We start from the raw sequence: 16,481 nt of genomic DNA, 5'->3' as shown, positions 1-16,481 counted from the left end.
TATTAAACCCGGTATTGCGGCATATCCCGTACATTTTAATATAAGATTCTTACTGCAGCTTTTGATATTCCTGTTGATCATTTACATTTTTAAAGCACTTCTCATCCAGTCCCTCCACCGTCTGAGCAGGGAAACGGCCAATCCATTCTCTCATCCGATAGGAACCTGATTCTAATTGCCGGACCAAATGGGGAAAGGTTGTATGATGATAGATTGCAGAAAGCGGATGGATACGACCTTCTGCTCTTGGGGTAATTCCCATTACTCCACCTTTTATCCTTTGAGCAATCCGTCCGGCAGTCACTGCATCAAAGTAAGGCATATCGCAGGCCAAAACAAAATACCATTCGTACTCAAATTGTTTCATCGACGCGTAAAGACCGGATAAAGGTCCTTTTCCAATGTACGGCTCCACATCACCGATCAATTGAACACTGGTTTGTTTGCTGAACCTATCTTTCAGTGCATCATGACTTACGATGACTAATTCATTAACATGAGGAGTCAAAGCATTTACAGCATGCTGGTAAAACGGTTCTCCATCGTAAAGCGCAAATGCTTTTGGTTCACCAAATCTTTGAGATTCCCCTCCGGATAATATCACTCCGAGAATGTTCGTTTTGTCTGTCATGATGGTTATCCCCCGCTTACAGGAGGGATCAACGCCACTGTATCTCCTTCATTAACGATATCGCCGGGTTCAGCATACTCTTCATTTACAGCAACCATAATCGATTCAGTTTGAATAGAGTAAAGTGCTGATAGTTTATCCATTAAATCTTTGACGGTGATCTTTGTCTCATCAAGAATGAGCTGGTCTTTGCCAATCTGTTCACGTATGTGGGCAAAGCACTGAACGTTTATCATAATGAATTCATCTCCTCCGGCTTGCCTGTTGGGTACACCGTTTTTTCCAGCTGGTCTCCGATCCATTCTTCCCCGTCTTCCCAGTGTTCCTTCTTCCATATTGGAACAATTTGCTTAATTCGCTCGATTGCATACTCATTGGCCAGATATGCATCTTTTCTGTGTGGAGTGGATACAGCAATCACAACTGCTATATCTGAAATTGCCAGTTTTCCTGTCCGATGCGTAATAGCTGTAACAGCCTCAGGCCATTTTTCTTTTATTTCAGCACCTATTTTTTCAAGCTGCTTTTCAGCCATCGCCGGATAAGCTTCGTACTGAAGAGAAAGAGTTCTTTTTCCTTTCGTAAACTCCCTGACCGTCCCAATAAAGTTTACGACTGCGCCTGCTTCTGGACGAACGACTTTATTGGTTACTTCCTCTATCAAAATCGGCTCTGAAGTGATTACAAACATCATGCTCTCCCCCTTAAGAAATCAATGAACCATTGACAGTAACGTTCTTTTTCTGTTGATCGAAACAGTTGATACGAAGGCTCTTTTGCAGGGATGCCTGAATGATCACTAATAACTGCCGCGATATTAGTAAGCTCATTCACTAGTTTACGATCACTTTCTTGCCGTATCATGACTATTTTTGGAAAATTTTCTTTTTTATATCCTTCTACCAGAATACCATCCAGGGACAAACCGCTGTACAAGTGAACCAGCTGCTCCAAGTCCCACCTGTTATCCTGATTGATCAGCTGCAAAAGTCCTTCACCCTCTGCAGATGCAATGGCTGCACCGGCTTTCAGATGCCGGCCGCTGTCTTTGCTGTCTATACTACCATACGGAACACCGCCATGCCCGTGATGCTTAATAGAGCCGATCTTCAGATTATGGCAGGCGGCATAGGCGATCAACTCTTCTGCAACGGTTGTTTTTCCGCTATTCTGGTAACCTGTTATTTGCAGAACCGGCGTGTCTGCTACCATGGCCATTTACTTCCTTCAGTAGATTCCAAAAGCAGTACATCCACCTTATCTCCCTGCTTAAATCCCCTTGTGCCGCCCGGCAAAACGATCAGGCAGTCAGTTCCTGCCAGCGAGGTGACTGCGCTGGACTTATTAAATCCGTTCGGGGCTACAAAAAGTCCGGCCTCCTTAAAAATCAGCCTGCTTCTTACAAAGCGTGTAAAAGGGTTGGGCTTTGTAAAATCTTCTGACAAAGCTGCTGTTACGTTTAACAGATGCGGTTTTTCCACAAACATTCTCACATTGCAAACCGGGCGCACAAGCAACTCAAACCCGACAAAGCAGGCTGAAGGATTACCAGATAAACCGAAGAGAAATTTTCCGTTTAAATGGGCAACGGTTGTGACGCTCCCCGGACGCATGGCAATTTTATTAAATAATACGTCTGCACCCAGCTTTTCATAAACAGCGGGTAAGTAATCAAAATCCCCAACCGATACACCGCCTGTTGTAATCAGCATATCCACCTCACCCAAAGCCTGCTTAATTGCATCATAACAGCTGTCAAGTTCATCAGGCAGTTTACCAAACATCCTGTATTTGGCACCTGCCCGCATGATTTGAGCTGCTGCCATGTGCGCATTGCTGTTGCGGATTTTCCCCGGTTCAAGCTCCTGATCGACATCGAGCAGTTCCGATCCAGTTGCGAATATACCGATAACAGGCTGTTTGGCAGCATCCACATATTCATAACCAAAAGTCGCTAAAACAGCTATTACACCGGGATTGATGCTGGCCCCTTTTTTTACAAGGACAGCCCCTTCTTCTGTATCTTCACCTGTAAAGGAAATATTGTCCCCTGCACTAAATGGCCGTTTAATCGTCATATAATCTTTTCCGTTCTCACTATGCTGGCCGGTCAGCTCAAGCATCACCACCGCATCACACTCGTCCGGAATCTTAGCACCGGTCATAATTCTTGCTGCTTGAAATGCATTTACTTCCTTTGAGGCTACAAACCCTGCGCCTATCGTTTCCGTCACCTCAAAAGTTACAGGGCAATCCCTGCCCGCTTTCTTTGAATCTGCAGCCCTTATGGCAAAACCGTCATAAGGTGACCGGTCAAAGGGCGGGACGGGATGAGAGGCCACAATATCCTCTGCCAATATCCTTCCAAATGCTTCGTTAATATGTATTTTTTCTTTTTCTCCTTGAGCTGCCAGCTTCATAACCCGTTCAACCGCTTCGGCTACAGGAATTGGTTTTCTTCTTTCAACCATTGTCACCGCTCCTTTCTGCTAATCTATTAGTTGCTTTAATCGTTTTGTGGCATCATGGTACAATTGGGAAGATGATAGAAATCAGATAGATGAGGTGAATTACTTGGCTGAATTTACACATTTTAATGAACAGGGAAGAGCGAAGATGGTTGATATTACATTGAAAAAGGAAACCAGCCGATCTGCTGCTGCTCAATCAAGTATTCTTGTAAATGAAGAAATATATTCCGGCATTACAAACCAGACAATGAAAAAAGGTGACGTGCTTGCTGTCGCTCAGGTGGCTGGAATCATGGCAGCAAAGCAAACGTCTGGCATCATTCCAATGTGTCACCCCATAGCAATAAGCGGAATTGACATTAAATTTGAATGGGATAAGGTCAAAACTGGCTATGAACTCATGATTATTGCTGTGGTTAAAACCAAAGGCAGCACCGGTGTGGAGATGGAAGCATTAACCGCTGCATCCGTATGTGCTCTGACGATTTACGATATGTGCAAAGCGGCAGATAAAGGAATGGTAATAGGGGCTACCTTTTTAAAACAGAAAACTGGCGGTAAAAACGGCGATTTTCATCGATCAGATAAGCCCGTCACCACAATCGACTGAGCCGGAGTCAATTAATCTTCCGTGCAAAACTGTTCGTCACACTCAATAGAATAAAAGCGGCAGCCACGCTAATCAAAACGTATGTATATGCCAGGGTCATATCTCCAGATTCAATTGCTACATAGATAGCAGTTGGAATAGTTTGAGTTTTCCCTGGAATATTCCCTGCAAACATAAGCGTTGCGCCAAATTCCCCCAGCGCTCTCGTAAAGCTGAGAATCCCGCCGGTAACGAGAGCCCGGCCGGCCAAAGGAATAGAGATATAAAACAGAAGGCTTCCTTCATTTGCGCCGTCGATTTTTGCTGCGCCTTCAATATCAGCATCAATCGAAGAAAAACCGGCCTTGGCGGATTGAAACATAAGCGGGAAGGCTACAACAGTTGCAGCTAATACAGCTGCCAATGGAGTAAACATGACTGAGCTTCCGATTAATGTTTCAATCCCTCTGCCAACTGTGCTATTGGTACCAAAAAGAAGAATAAGAAAAAATCCTATCACGGATGGCGGAAGTACAAGGGGCAAAATAAATATGGTTTCCCAAATAATCTTCCCTTTAAATTCCCTCTTAGCAAAAAGTCTTCCCGCCATAATTCCTGTAATTAAAACAATAACAGCCGTTACACTTGAAACCCAAAGCGACAGCTGTACCGGAAACCAAAACTCCTGATCCATTTTTCTCACCCGCTTATTTAACCAGAACCAGCTGGATAACGCTCCCCTTTAAGAAAACCATGCTCTTCCATTATGGACTGGATATCATCTCTATATAAAAATTGTATAAATTGTTCTGCTTCTCGAGACGTACTGCTTTTTTTTACAATACCAGCATAGTATTCAATTGGATCATGCAGCGATGCATCCAATTGTTCAATAATTTTCACCCGGGATGACTTTATTGCATCCGATTGATAAACAAATCCCGCAGCCACATTTTGCTGTTCAACGAGCGTAAGCACATGGCTTACATCTTTGCCATAAACCAATCGATCTTCAGCTTCATCCCACATGCCTTCATGTTCTAACGCCTGTTTGGCATAGCGTCCGGCAGGTGTTGTCTCAGGGATCGCAATGGCAATTCGCCCGCCTTCCCGTATCATGTGCTCAAGACTTTTATAGGTGTGATCTTTACTGCCAATTACCACCAGAGAATTGCGAAGAAAAACCTTATCAGAATGCAGTTCGATAAGATCTTCCTTTGCTAATGATTGTGCATGCTCCTTTGATGCAGATAAAAAAACATCTGCAGGCGCCCCCTGCTCAATTTGCCTTCGCAGGCTCCCTGACCCGCCATAATTAAATATCAGCCGCTGGTTCGGATACTCATTTTCATATATAACTTTAATTTCTTCCATGCTTTCCTTTAAGCTGGCTGCGGTTGAAATTACCGTTCCATCCTGCTGGGGAGGAGAGCATCCAGTCAATAGCACAAGCAGGAGGAATAACAGCCCCCTGCTTCGTTTGACAAAGAAACTCATCTAATTAAAAACAAGATGGTATGTTTTTTTGGCTTCCACCAGATTACTCGTGCCATGAACAAGAACCCGACCATCCTCAAAAATCACCATGCGTTTGGAATCAAGTTCCACACTAAGCAGGAAATTGTTAAATTGAACGGGGAGCCCCTGGGTTGAGAAGACAGCATGCAAGTCGTTTAGATTTACCCGTTTCCTTTCAGCCGGTCGAATCTGAACAGTGTTTCTTCCGCATAAAACGGCCGTTTTCATCCTGTTCTTTGAAGACAGGTATGGATAGGTTGGAGACTCCCCGCAGGAAGGACAGCCAGGCTTTTTCAACTTGTCCACTTTAATGCTGTTATGAGTGTTCTGCCACAAATCAAATGTGATGAGCCTGCCGCTTAAGGAATCAAAATCCTCGACCAATAATTTAAGCGCATCAGCTGTTTGATACGCAACCACCATCCCTGCTGCGGAACTGATGATTCCCGCTGTATCACATGTTTCCCCTGTCATGGGAACACTTTCCCATAAACAGTTAAAACAAGGCGTCCGGCCGGGCACAACTGTAAACGTCATCCCGTAGCTGCCGACACAAGCACCGTAGATCCAGGGGATGCCAAGTTTTTGAGCGGCATCATTAATCATAAGACGTGTATCATAATTGTCAGTTGCATCAATAATTAAATGAGCTTTTTCGGCAAGGGAAAGCAGCTCAGAGTATGATATATCCGTAATCTTCGTATCTATCTCAACGAAACTATTTAACTGCTCTAAGCGATATTTTGCTGCTATCGCCTTTGGAAGCCGTTTCCGCGCATCTGATTCGCAGTACAGCTGCTGCCTTTGAAGATTGCTTGCTTCAACGTAGTCACGGTCTACAATCGTCAGCTTTCCAATCCCTGCCCGAACCAGGGCTTCTGCATTTCCTGTGCCAAGTGCTCCGGCACCGATCAGCAGGACATGTTTACTGCGAATCATCTGCTGTCCATCTTTACCAATCGGGCGAAATAATTCCTGTCTTGAATAACGATCCTTATGCACCTGCGCCCCCACCTTTAGTTTAAAATTCAGAAAAAATAATTAAAATAAACATAGCAATAAATAGAACGGCATTCAAGATTTTGGCATTCAATCCAGTTCCAATTGCATATATTCTTCATCTATATACTCGCCATTCAATTTTAATGCCTTTTTCTCTATCCCGAATGAAACAAATCCTAATGAGGAATACAGTTTTTTGGCTTGCTGGTTGGATTGAACCACTGTAAGAAGCAAATGACTGAGTCCATCGATTTCCTTTGCTTTTTCAATCGCTGCCTCCATTAATTTCCGTCCGGCTCCGGACCCTCTGCTGTCAGGAGTCACGTACATGGCAAATATAGATCCCTTATGTCTCATTTTTATCAATGTTTGAGGAACGAGTGTGACAACTCCAATAAGTTCTCCTTCATTAAATGCCCCGAAGGTAAACGATGCAGCTGTTTCAAGTCTTTCCTGAAAATTACTTATTGGTCTCTCTCTTTCTTCCTCGTAGCTTGAAGCAAAGGCCTCCGGGTTTTGCTGAAGTGCTTCAAACCTTAACGTTCTATACTTTTCTGCATGGATGGATTTTAGCTGCTTAACCTGCATAGATTGTTCCTCCTCTTTAAGGTGCGATGGGCAGTTAATGACATTAACTCCTCTTTACCAAAACGCTTCCTGAAAACATACTTATTAATAGATGAAAATTATAGATTCTTCAGTTACATCGGCAGCACATTCGATTGTTTCACCTGGAAAATACCGGGTAAATTAGCTACTGTACCTAAAAAATTATCAGGAGGTTTTATCATGAGTGTCGAAAATAAAGTAGAACGAGAGATTCAACAAACTGATGAGCAAAAAAAGGACGATATTTTACAGAGTTTTGGCCGGTTTAAAGATTACCTCGGTGACCAGGTCTCCAAAGGAGAAAAGCTTGGTTTAGGTGAGGAGTCATTAGCCAAAGGGGCTGAGAAAGTAGGCGACTACCTTTCCAAAAATGAACAGCCCCGTAATGCAGAGGAAAAACTTCTTCAGGAACTATGGAAGGTTGGAGACAAAGATCAGCGTCACCATCTGGCTCATATGCTCGTTCGCATCGCACAACAAACAAATGACTAATTGAATGCATCCAACCGCCCGTTCAGGAAGATAACGGGCGGTTTTTTTATATTAAACAGCAATGTAAAGATTGTGTAAAGACTTTCATGAAATTATTCACTTTCCCTCACGAACTCGTTATACTCTCATTATACCTTTTCGATATCGGTTTTCTATATTGAAGATCAGGAGGTGCACACATGGAAGAAGATAAGGTATTACGGAAGCTTTTTCTAGGATTTATTCATATCCACATCCTTCACCATGCGAACGAAGAACCTATTTATGGAACATGGATGCTTGAAGAACTTAGGGAACATGGCTATAACATTTCTGCCGGTACCCTCTATCCAATCCTGCATTCAATGGAAAAAGACGGCCTATTGCATAAAGAAAATCAAAATGTGGATGGCAAAATACGTAAATACTATACCGTGACACAAAAAGGCATTGCCGTATTAATTGAAGCAAGAAAAAAAGCAAGTGAACTTTTTAAAGAAATAAACGAATAATGAAAGGAGTTATTATTTTATGAAAGATAGGATTACCCTTCAGACTTATTTACAGCTTTTTATGATTTCAACCCGATTGGGCTTTACTTCCTTTGGCGGACCCGTTGCGCACCTGGGTTATTTCCATGATGAGTATGTACGCAAAAGAAGATGGCTGGATGAGAAAAGCTATGCAGACCTTGTCGCCCTTTGCCAATTTCTCCCTGGACCAGCCAGCAGTCAGGTAGGCATCGGGATTGGTGTGCTGCGTGCTGGTACATTAGGAGGCGTTATTTCATTTCTTGGCTTTACGCTTCCTTCGGTACTGGCATTAATTATTTTTGCTCTGGTTGTCCAAAGCTTTGATGTTGGAAACGCAGGCTGGCTAAATGGTCTGAAGATTGTAGCAGTAGCGGTGGTTGCACACGCGATCATCGGCATGGCTAAAAACCTTGCTCCAGATTTGCAGCGGAAGGCAATTGCTCTCTTCGCTTTAACCATTACCCTGTTATGGCAATCAGCCATTTCACAAATAGCCGTTATTTTATTGGCTGCAATTGCAGGATTTCTTCTATTTAAAAAGCAGCCTGCGGAAGAGGAAAAAAGTTTTTCGTTCCCGATTTCCAAACGATTAGGAACTGTCTGCCTCGTTTTGTTTTTTGGCTTGCTGGCAGTGCTCCCAATACTCAGAGAAATCACCTCAGTCAGCTGGATTGCAATGTTTGACAGCTTTTACCGTTCCGGTTCTCTGGTTTTCGGAGGCGGACATGTGGTTTTACCGCTTCTTGAAAGAGAGTTTGTTCCAACTGGCTGGATCAGCGAGGAGGCGTTTCTTGCCGGCTACGGTGCTGCGCAGGCTGTACCGGGTCCGCTGTTTACATTTGCCGCTTATATTGGAGCTGTAATGAATGGCTGGCAGGGAGGATTGCTGGCAACATTCGCTATTTTCCTGCCAGCATTCCTGTTAATTTTGGGTACGCTGCCTTTTTGGAATCAGCTTCGTAAAAATCCTGCTATGAAGAGCGCTCTGCTGGGTGTGAATGCAGCTGTCGTCGGCATTCTTATTTCAGCATTTTATTACCCCATTTGGACAAGCTCCATTGGCGAACCAATTGATTTTGCATTTGCAGCCATTTTATTCAGCATGCTGGTTTATTGGAAGCTCCCTCCTTGGCTTGTCGTTCTGACTGGTGCAATTGGAGGAACCATCATCGCTTATATTTAAATTTTAAAGTTAAAACGCACAAGGCTGCCCTTGTGCGTTTTATCTGTTTAAATAGTAAAAACCCTCCGGCTCATTTGCCGGAGGATGGGTTCTTATATCATTATCCTCTTTTTCCAGGAATGCTTCCTTGAGGTGACGCTGACACGGTCTGTGCACTTTCTTTGCTTAAACCGCTCGTCCCTGAAGCGGATCCGCTTTGGTTTGATTCATTTTGTTGATTGCTGTTTGATGAAGACTGGCTGTCTCCAGTTACTTCGCTTCCAGCTTCAGCAACCTGGCTTCCGATATTTTTAATACTGTCCTTTGTGTCGTTGGCAGTGGATAAAATATCTGATGCATTTTCACGAATTTCTTCAACTTGAGGCACTACGTCTTCATTTACTCTTTCATAAAGGTTTTGTGCATCTTTAATTGCATTTTTCAATACATCTGCAGCTGATTTTAACCGGTCCTGCACATCATTCTTCAATTCAGAAGGATTGTCTTTTACTTTCGAAACCAGTCCTGCTGTTGAATTTTTTACGTTTCGGCTGCTTGAGGTTAATTGTTTACGCGTGCCGGAATCAAATAATGTAACCGCTCCCCCGACTACCGCTCCTACCAATACACCTTTTAATAATTTACTATTCTTCTTGTCAGTTTGATTGCTATTTGTGGTGTTATAGCTTCTTGTTTGTGTCATGTGAGTAAGCCTCCTACATATTTTATTAAGTGTTAATGTAGTAATTCCCACTCCTGCAAGAAATAAACTTTTTCATTATTTTTCTACTACTCTGCCAAAGGCAATCCAAACGCCAAGTTTTGTTTGATCAATACCAACCCCTACATAGCCGCTATCCAGGAAGTCCTTGTGCCGGTCCACTTTATCTATGCGAATATAAACCAATGAAGAGGATTCAATTTTTATATTTTGCACCAAATGCTGATAAAATATATAGCGAAGAGAACCTTCATATTTTTCTTTGACGTCTACTATAACAAGTCCCTGGTTGAACTTGTCTTTTAAAGATGGAATATTCTTCGGTGAAACTGTACTGCACAAATGCACAAAATAATTAGACGAGTGGCGAAGCTGCTGCATAATTATTTTAGACAGTGTTTTCTGCAAGCCGTTTCCTCTGTACTCTTCTTTTACAAGCGTAATTTCCTGATGCACGACCTTCATTTGCTCTTCAAATGACAATTCAAGATCATGTCCCACATTTTCAGGATCATCTCCAGGATAAAGTAGTGCGCGGGCGGCAATAAGCACTTCTTCAACAAATACCCCAAGGATAATCCCGCCGCCTTCAAATATGTAACGCAGTTCCTCTGTTGTCAGCGGCTGCAGCGTCTCTGGATCCCCAAGGCCGTTCACTATTTCATCCTGCAATTGAAGATACGATTTTTCATCCTGGCTTTCTAATTTTCTAACGGTAAAAGACTGAATTGTTTTAGTTGGCTGAAAGGTAACTTCTCCTTCAAATATGTGCATATTTTCGAATCTCCTTTAGATCGTGCCAAATCTATTTGATACAATAGTTTAACATGAATATTTGTTAGGGGTGAACTAAATGAAAATAGTAATTGTTTCCGATACCCATATGCCAAGAATGGCCAAACAGCTGCCCATGGCTCTTACTCCCCATCTTTCAAATGCAGATGCCATCATCCATGCAGGCGATTGGCAGGATAAGTCCGTATACGAAAAACTAGTTCAGTACGCCCCTGTCTATGGAGTAACCGGCAATGTTGACGAGGAATGGCTGCATCGCAGGTTCACAAAAAAAATCCTGCTGAAAATTGACAATGTCAGAATTGGGGTTACCCATGGAGATGGAAAGGGTAAGACAACTGAGCAGCGCGCTATGGATCTGTTTTCACAGGAAGCGATTGATATCCTGATATTCGGGCATTCCCACATCCCCCTGAAAAAAGATAAGGACGGAATGATTCTTTTTAACCCGGGCTCTCCTACAGACAAACGAAGACAGCAGCAGTATTCTTTTGGGCTTCTAGAAATTAACGATAAATCCTACACGATTAGTCATCTTTTTTTTGACTCAAAAAAATAGCTTTTTTATTTTGTGGCTATTATAAATTCAACAGAATCACACTTCCCCTTCTACTTCTCCATTCGTCGAATGATCTCCTTTTAGAAAATCACTTTTAATCGAATTGCGTTGCTTTTCTGATAGAATAATATCAATATGTGGTACTGGAGGAGATTGTATGTCGAAACAAACACTTATTGTGACACAAAACTTAGAGGAATCATTGATCGACCAATTACAAAAAGCCATTCCAGATTGGAACATCATTGTTGGAAGAGATCAATCGGTCTGGGAGCCTCAATTAAAAGAAGCTGAAATCATTGCCGGCTGGAAAAAGGAAATGCATGAATTACTTGATTCACAATCAAAGGTTAAATGGATTCAGTCATGGAGTGCAGGTATTGATAATCTGCCCCTGGAAGTATTTAAGGAACGGCACTATCATCTCACCAGTGCAACCGGAGTTCATGCGAACCCAATCTCAGAAACTATTTTCGCCCTAATGCTTGGCCTTACACGTAAAGTTCATACGTACAGCCGTCAGCAGCAACATAAAACATGGCATCATGCCGGACTAAAATTAGAGATTCATGGCAAAACCCTGGGTTTGATTGGTACTGGAGCAATTGGAAAAGAAACTGCTAAAATAGCGAAAGCATTTGGCATGAAAGTAATCGGTGTCCGTCGAAGTAATAAACAGGAGGAACACTTTGACGAAATCTACACTCTATCTTCCTTATCGGACGTTCTCCCTGAGTTGGATTACGTGGTGATCACCCTTCCGCATACAAAAGAAACCAATAAACTGTTTGGTGAAAAGCAATTTAATGACATGAAAGAAAGTGCCTTTCTCATCAATATCGGAAGAGGAGAAATTGTTGTCGAAAAAGACTTGATTCAAGCACTACAGGATCAGAAGATCGCAGGTGCAGGACTGGATGTTTTCGAGCAGGAGCCTCTAGAAAATCATAACCCTTTATGGGAGATGGAAAACGTAATTATCACACCCCATACGGCAGGGGCAACAGAGCATTATAATCAGCGGGTTGTTGAAAATATTCTGATTCCAAATCTCCTGAATTATGTAAACGGAGAAACACCAACTGTTAATCTGATTGATTACGAGAAAGGATATTAAAAAGAGGCATCCGTCTGGATGCCTCTTTTTAATGCCAGGAACCATGTGAAGCCTGAGCCATATACTAATACATCATGAACAGGAGGTCCGGCTATGTTTCATAACCCTGAAAACTGGTATAGTCATTATAATGAAGAACGCATTTCCCCTCCGCAAAACCAATGGAACCCATCGCAAAATCCATATTATCAGTTTGACCCATACTCTCAGCAGTATCAGTCTTTTATCCCGCTTTATGCGCAATTTTTCCCTTATTACGACCCAAGAGATCCTAAATTTCAATTGTGCAGAAGCAGATGTTATTTATTAGGTCTTACTCCGGGAACAGCTTCCTGGATAAATTGTGTGCATAGTTGCATGAGAACATAGTCCCATTTTAGTGGCCTTAAGCATTTATTTAAGGTCACTTTTCGTTTTAAACTTCCTGCAGGAAAACTCCAGCAATTCGTTCGTCATTCTCTCCAGTTCATCTACCTCATTGTTTTTCACCTTCAAGAAACCGAGTTTCTCCATCGCCAGTCTTCCCTCTTCAGAAAGTTCTTCTCGATATTTTTCAAAAGACAGCCCCTCGGCAGTTTCAAAATAAAGCCACAAAGCTTCTCCGTAGGTTTGCCATAGCAGATTAAAATAATCCCCCGCCTTAAGTAAACGTTCTGACTTTCGTGTGGTCAACTCATCCTGTACAGGAGAGAGACCAAAGGAGAAACCATTTCCTTTCTCTCTTAATTCTTTTCTTACAAAACCCATTACACCAGAAAGCTCACTCATGTTGAGCATTGGAGTATAAGAAAATATTTTTCTCAGCTGGTCTGTATCGCGGAAGTCACGTTCAATAGTAGATATAACAGTATCTGTGGAAAGCAGCCCTGAGCTCACAAACTGATAAAGAAGTGCCGCTTCCGCCCACGCCCCTTTAGCTGCTATCATGGCCGAATATTCTTTGCCATCTCTTATGCAGTCACGGGCAATGTTCATTCGATCGGCACAGAGATCCGAAACCGTGTGAATCATTTTTTCTTTACAATCATTAGTATGATAATACAAATCTATTTTTTGTTTTTCTTTTATAAAACGCTGGTCATGATCAAAAATAATAGTAGCTTCTTTTATATAACGGTTTTTCCAGGGATCATGCAAAACGGCCTCCAGGTCCGGAAGCTGCTCCACCGATTTTACTTCAATCTGAATATATTCATTTTCAAAAAAGATATTGGCAGATGTCAAAGATTGATTATAAGTATATAGAGTAATATCAATATCACTGTATGAGTCTGCCGTTCCTCTTGCGACGGAGCCTCCTATTGTTGCATAGGCAAGATCATCACTTAAATAATGGATAAATCGGATAGCCAGATTTCTTAACATTTTACTGCGCTTATTCATCCTCACCACTCCTATGCCACTATATTCAGTATAATTTCAGATCTTTGGAACCCTTCTGATTAAGTAAAGTTATTTTTTTCCTCATTGCTTTCATGCTACAATCTTTTTATCAACTGCCTAATGGAGGTTAGCATGAATACATTATTTGAAACATTAACAAAAGCAGAAAAAATGGATTCTCTTATCACAAATGAAACTAAAGTTACTCCATCTCGTATTTATTCGATTGTAAACCAAGTCTTTAATATTAATCTAGTGGAAATTTCACATCGTTACGAGGAGTATAATCCGTTGGCCGATGAATCTCCGACCCCTTCTCTTCCAAAAATTCAGCTGCTTGATCGAAAAATAGAAGAAAATGAAGTACATAAAAATGGTCCGCTGGTACGCACTCTTATTAATGATGTGTTTGGAGTAAACCTGGGTGGCATTTCTTCGCTTGAAAATTCAGGAATCTCGATTTATTCTAAGGGACAATGGATTTGCCAATCGCCAAATGATCTGTTTATTGTCCAGACCGAGCTGGGTGACGTTGATGTTACGATTTTACCTACACCCTACTTTTACGAGTACACCGAATCGAAAAACATTTCCGAATCCATGCAGCATTCGCTCGGAACCCTCGGCTACACTTACATTAAAGAAAAAGATATTCTATACTATAAAAATCCCATTAATAAATCTGTCCCCGATTCATTTAAAGGGCAAACGATGGGGGCAGTTATGAAAATAATTAAGGAAGACTATACAAATTTATAAAATGCCTCCCCTTTCATTTGAGAGGGGATTTTTGTGTGAAAGTGTGGACCCTTCTGCATTATCGGTCACTTTTCTTCAAATTAAAGCAAAACGCCGGAAAAAGATTCATCTATCATGGCATCTTAAATGTAACGTTCTGCATTTATATATAGGAAATTCTAAAGACAGGCAAATAATTTATATTTAAATGGGTTGGGAGCGGGGCTAATGACTGGGAGATCTTCTATTTTGTATGTATTATTTGCAGCGGTATTATGGGGGACGACAGGCACTGCGCAGGCATATGCACCCGATTCCACTCACCCAATTGCCTTTGGTGCAATGCGACTGGCAATTGGCGGTCTTAGCTTGTTGATGCTCATTTCTTTACAGGGCAAGTTTTCCGTTCATAATTGGCCCTTGAAGTCTGTTTTCATTGCCGCACTTAGCATGGCTTTTTATCAGCCCTTCTTTTTTTCGGCAGTTAGCATGACCGGGATTGCTGTTGGCACTGTGGTCGCCATTGGGAGCGCACCAATTATTGCCGGCATTCTGGAATGGTCTTTTTATAAAAGAATTCCTTCCCAAAGCTGGTGGGCGGCTACCGCTTTGGCTATCCTCGGCTGCATCTTATTATTTTCCAGTCAGGGAACGGTTGTTATCAACCCATCTGGCATTCTATTAGCTCTTGGTGCAGGATTATCTTTTGCATGCTATACCATAATGAGCAAGCAACTTCTAATGACGCATCCACCCGATACTGTGGTTGGAGTGGTGTTTACACTGAGTGGTATTTTTTTAGCACCGCTTCTTATCTTTTTTGATCTGAGCTGGCTAGTTGAATTAAGGGGTCTAATAATCAGTCTGTATATTGGCATGATTGCAACAGCTGCAGCTTATTTATTGTTTGCGACCGGCCTTAAAAGAGTTCCGGCTTCTACCGCCGTAACGCTCGCACTTGCGGAACCCTTAACCGCTGCCCTCTTAGGAGTTTTCCTTATCGGAGAATCGCTATCGCTTTTATCCTGGATTGGCATTGGGTTTGTGTTTTGTGCCATTTTGGTTCTTTCCTCAGTTAAGAGGCCGGCAGCAGTCAGCATTAATAAAGGATAACCACAAAAAACACCATCCGCCGAAGCGTGAATGGTGTTTTTATCCTTTTACAGCTCAATTCTTTTTCCTTCTTGATCTGAGCTTTTAGCTAAAACATTCATTAATGTAAGATTCAGCATGTCTTCTCTTGTAATCGGAGCTTCCGTACCATGCTCAATTTGGTTTACCCACTGCTGCATCGCACTCGGCAGATTATCCGGAAGTTCCGGTGCCTCAACCCAATCTCCGTTGTTGACGTGAATGCTTTTATATCGCACATGATTGCCATCTGTAATATATATGCCCTCTGTGCCGTGAAGCTCAAGGTAAAATGAACCTTCCGAAACAAACCCAGCTTCGATTATTCCGAGTGCCCCGGACTGATACTCAACCATCACTGCAGCCTGGTCGTCTACTTCATGTCCAAGAAAGTGATGCAATCTTGCTGAGACACTTCTTGCTTTTCCAGCAAGCCTGTTTGTCAGATAAATAGGGTGAGCACCGAGATCAATCAATGCCCCGCCGCCTGTTCCAGCTTTTTTCAAAAAATGATCAGGCAGCCATCCTGCCGGATTTTTTTGGGATGGAACTGCTCCATTATGGGCTACACGGCATCGAATCGAGGCAAGTTTCCCAAGCAATCCCTTATCAAGCATATCCTGAGCAAGAAGATAATAACCCTCACATAACCTTGGAAGTGAAAGCATTAGTGACACATTATTTCGATCGACCGCTTCAAAAATCTCTTGGCACTCCTCCACAGTAAGCCCTAAAACCTTTTCACTGAAAATATGCTTGCCGTGGGCAACTGCTTTCAAAATGATTTCTTTGTGATCAGCAGTTGGTGTATCGACGATTACCGCATGTATGGATCGATCCGCTAAAAGAGCATCCAGATCCGCATGAAACGGAACACCAAGCTCCTTCGCCCACCCCTTGCCTCTCTCTGTATCATCATCCCATACCGCCTGTATAGAGATAGCCGGGTTGTCATTCGCTTCTTTTTCATAGTCGTCTGCATGCACATGCCATCTGCTTAAAAGCGCTGTGTTGATCATGATAAATCCCTCCAGTTCATTATGTTCCAGAT

21 protein-coding genes are annotated in these 16,481 nt (G+C 42.4%); 8 read left to right on the top strand and 13 right to left on the bottom strand.

The features are described from left to right. Positions 1 to 49: 49 nt before the first annotated feature. From mobA to E2R51_RS13620, 5 genes are read right to left on the bottom strand one after another with little or no spacing between them, the layout of a single operon-like run. Positions 50 to 631, bottom strand: coding sequence for a molybdenum cofactor guanylyltransferase (gene mobA / locus E2R51_RS13640; RefSeq protein WP_133377639.1), 582 nt, complete (start codon positions 629 to 631; stop codon positions 50 to 52). Positions 632 to 636: 5 nt separating this feature from the next. Then, a complete protein-coding gene (gene moaD, locus E2R51_RS13635; RefSeq protein WP_133377638.1) occupies positions 637 to 867 on the bottom strand; it encodes a molybdopterin converting factor subunit 1 in 231 nt (76 codons plus the stop codon). Continuing rightward, positions 864 to 1,325: a molybdenum cofactor biosynthesis protein MoaE gene (locus tag E2R51_RS13630; protein ID WP_133377637.1), complete on the bottom strand. Its 462-nt coding sequence runs from the start codon at positions 1,323 to 1,325 to the stop codon at positions 864 to 866. Before E2R51_RS13630 ends, moaD begins: the two co-directional genes overlap by 4 nt. Next, on the bottom strand, positions 1,322 to 1,843 hold the full coding sequence (gene mobB, locus E2R51_RS13625; RefSeq protein WP_165967228.1) for a molybdopterin-guanine dinucleotide biosynthesis protein B: 522 nt from the start codon (positions 1,841 to 1,843) through the stop codon (positions 1,322 to 1,324). The genes E2R51_RS13630 and mobB overlap by 4 nt, the downstream gene beginning before the upstream one ends. Beyond that, entirely contained in the window at positions 1,837 to 3,102 is a 1,266-nt protein-coding gene (locus tag E2R51_RS13620) for a molybdopterin molybdotransferase MoeA (protein ID WP_133377635.1), read from the bottom strand. Before E2R51_RS13620 ends, mobB begins: the two co-directional genes overlap by 7 nt. 103 nt (positions 3,103 to 3,205) lie before the next feature. Between E2R51_RS13620 and moaC the strand changes: the two genes are divergently transcribed. Continuing rightward, positions 3,206 to 3,712 carry a cyclic pyranopterin monophosphate synthase MoaC gene (gene moaC / locus E2R51_RS13615; RefSeq protein ID WP_133377634.1) on the top strand — a complete coding sequence of 169 codons (507 nt, stop codon included), beginning with the start codon at positions 3,206 to 3,208 and terminating at the stop codon, positions 3,710 to 3,712. A 7-nt stretch (positions 3,713 to 3,719) separates the two neighbouring features. Here moaC and modB read toward each other — a convergent pair whose 3' ends face one another. The 4 genes from modB to E2R51_RS13595 all read right to left on the bottom strand — a co-directional run bounded on the left by modB (position 3,720) and on the right by E2R51_RS13595 (position 6,799). Next, the gene (gene modB / locus E2R51_RS13610) at positions 3,720 to 4,385 is read right to left on the bottom strand and encodes a molybdate ABC transporter permease subunit (RefSeq protein WP_133377633.1); all 666 of its coding nucleotides are present in this window, start codon (positions 4,383 to 4,385) and stop codon (positions 3,720 to 3,722) included. A 17-nt stretch (positions 4,386 to 4,402) separates the two neighbouring features. After that, positions 4,403 to 5,188, bottom strand: a complete 786-nt coding sequence (gene modA, locus E2R51_RS13605; protein WP_133377632.1) for a molybdate ABC transporter substrate-binding protein — start codon at positions 5,186 to 5,188, stop codon at positions 4,403 to 4,405. Further along, on the bottom strand, positions 5,189 to 6,211 hold the full coding sequence (locus E2R51_RS13600) for a ThiF family adenylyltransferase (protein ID WP_133377631.1): 1,023 nt from the start codon (positions 6,209 to 6,211) through the stop codon (positions 5,189 to 5,191). An 87-nt stretch (positions 6,212 to 6,298) separates the two neighbouring features. Beyond that, positions 6,299 to 6,799, bottom strand: coding sequence for a GNAT family N-acetyltransferase (locus tag E2R51_RS13595; protein WP_133377630.1), 501 nt, complete (start codon positions 6,797 to 6,799; stop codon positions 6,299 to 6,301). 201 nt (positions 6,800 to 7,000) lie between these two features. Here E2R51_RS13595 and E2R51_RS13590 point away from each other — a divergent pair, with 201 nt between their 5' ends. The 3 genes from E2R51_RS13590 to E2R51_RS13580 all read left to right on the top strand — a co-directional run bounded on the left by E2R51_RS13590 (position 7,001) and on the right by E2R51_RS13580 (position 9,007). Further along, positions 7,001 to 7,312 carry a DUF3243 domain-containing protein gene (locus tag E2R51_RS13590; protein ID WP_133377629.1) on the top strand — a complete coding sequence of 104 codons (312 nt, stop codon included), beginning with the start codon at positions 7,001 to 7,003 and terminating at the stop codon, positions 7,310 to 7,312. A 179-nt stretch (positions 7,313 to 7,491) separates the two neighbouring features. Then, positions 7,492 to 7,803: a PadR family transcriptional regulator gene (locus tag E2R51_RS13585; protein ID WP_133377628.1), complete on the top strand. Its 312-nt coding sequence runs from the start codon at positions 7,492 to 7,494 to the stop codon at positions 7,801 to 7,803. A gap of 19 nt (positions 7,804 to 7,822) precedes the next feature. Next, positions 7,823 to 9,007: a chromate transporter gene (locus E2R51_RS13580; protein WP_133377627.1), complete on the top strand. Its 1,185-nt coding sequence runs from the start codon at positions 7,823 to 7,825 to the stop codon at positions 9,005 to 9,007. A gap of 100 nt (positions 9,008 to 9,107) precedes the next feature. Here E2R51_RS13580 and E2R51_RS13575 read toward each other — a convergent pair whose 3' ends face one another. Further along, the gene (locus E2R51_RS13575) at positions 9,108 to 9,689 is read right to left on the bottom strand and encodes a YtxH domain-containing protein (protein WP_133377626.1); all 582 of its coding nucleotides are present in this window, start codon (positions 9,687 to 9,689) and stop codon (positions 9,108 to 9,110) included. 75 nt (positions 9,690 to 9,764) lie between these two features. Beyond that, positions 9,765 to 10,481 (bottom strand): GNAT family N-acetyltransferase, encoded by a 717-nt coding sequence (locus E2R51_RS13570; protein ID WP_133377625.1) that lies wholly within the window; start codon positions 10,479 to 10,481, stop codon positions 9,765 to 9,767. Positions 10,482 to 10,560: 79 nt separating this feature from the next. Here E2R51_RS13570 and E2R51_RS13565 point away from each other — a divergent pair, with 79 nt between their 5' ends. Next, positions 10,561 to 11,061: a metallophosphoesterase family protein gene (locus E2R51_RS13565; RefSeq protein ID WP_133377624.1), complete on the top strand. Its 501-nt coding sequence runs from the start codon at positions 10,561 to 10,563 to the stop codon at positions 11,059 to 11,061. A gap of 157 nt (positions 11,062 to 11,218) precedes the next feature. Next, the gene (locus E2R51_RS13560) at positions 11,219 to 12,178 is read left to right on the top strand and encodes a D-2-hydroxyacid dehydrogenase (RefSeq protein WP_133377623.1); all 960 of its coding nucleotides are present in this window, start codon (positions 11,219 to 11,221) and stop codon (positions 12,176 to 12,178) included. Positions 12,179 to 12,571: 393 nt separating this feature from the next. On the opposite strand, the gene E2R51_RS13555 is transcribed toward E2R51_RS13560, so the two are convergent. Beyond that, complete coding sequence (locus tag E2R51_RS13555; RefSeq protein WP_133377622.1) at positions 12,572 to 13,561, bottom strand: nucleotidyltransferase domain-containing protein; 990 nt, start codon at positions 13,559 to 13,561, stop codon at positions 12,572 to 12,574. A gap of 132 nt (positions 13,562 to 13,693) precedes the next feature. Between E2R51_RS13555 and E2R51_RS13550 the strand changes: the two genes are divergently transcribed. Both E2R51_RS13550 and E2R51_RS13545 read left to right on the top strand, forming a co-directional pair. After that, positions 13,694 to 14,320 (top strand): hypothetical protein, encoded by a 627-nt coding sequence (locus tag E2R51_RS13550; RefSeq protein ID WP_133377621.1) that lies wholly within the window; start codon positions 13,694 to 13,696, stop codon positions 14,318 to 14,320. A 207-nt stretch (positions 14,321 to 14,527) separates the two neighbouring features. Continuing rightward, positions 14,528 to 15,412, top strand: a complete 885-nt coding sequence (locus tag E2R51_RS13545) for an EamA family transporter (RefSeq protein WP_133377620.1) — start codon at positions 14,528 to 14,530, stop codon at positions 15,410 to 15,412. Between the two features lie 47 nt (positions 15,413 to 15,459). Here E2R51_RS13545 and E2R51_RS13540 read toward each other — a convergent pair whose 3' ends face one another. Next, positions 15,460 to 16,449, bottom strand: a complete 990-nt coding sequence (locus tag E2R51_RS13540; RefSeq protein ID WP_133377619.1) for a Gfo/Idh/MocA family protein — start codon at positions 16,447 to 16,449, stop codon at positions 15,460 to 15,462. Positions 16,450 to 16,481 lie beyond the last annotated feature (32 nt).

It is taken from the genome of Jeotgalibacillus sp. S-D1, assembly GCF_004358665.1.
Lineage (GTDB): Bacteria > Bacillota > Bacilli > Bacillales > Jeotgalibacillaceae > Jeotgalibacillus.
The sequence above is the reverse complement of the archived record's forward strand: the minus strand, read 5'-3'. Positions and strand labels throughout refer to the sequence as shown.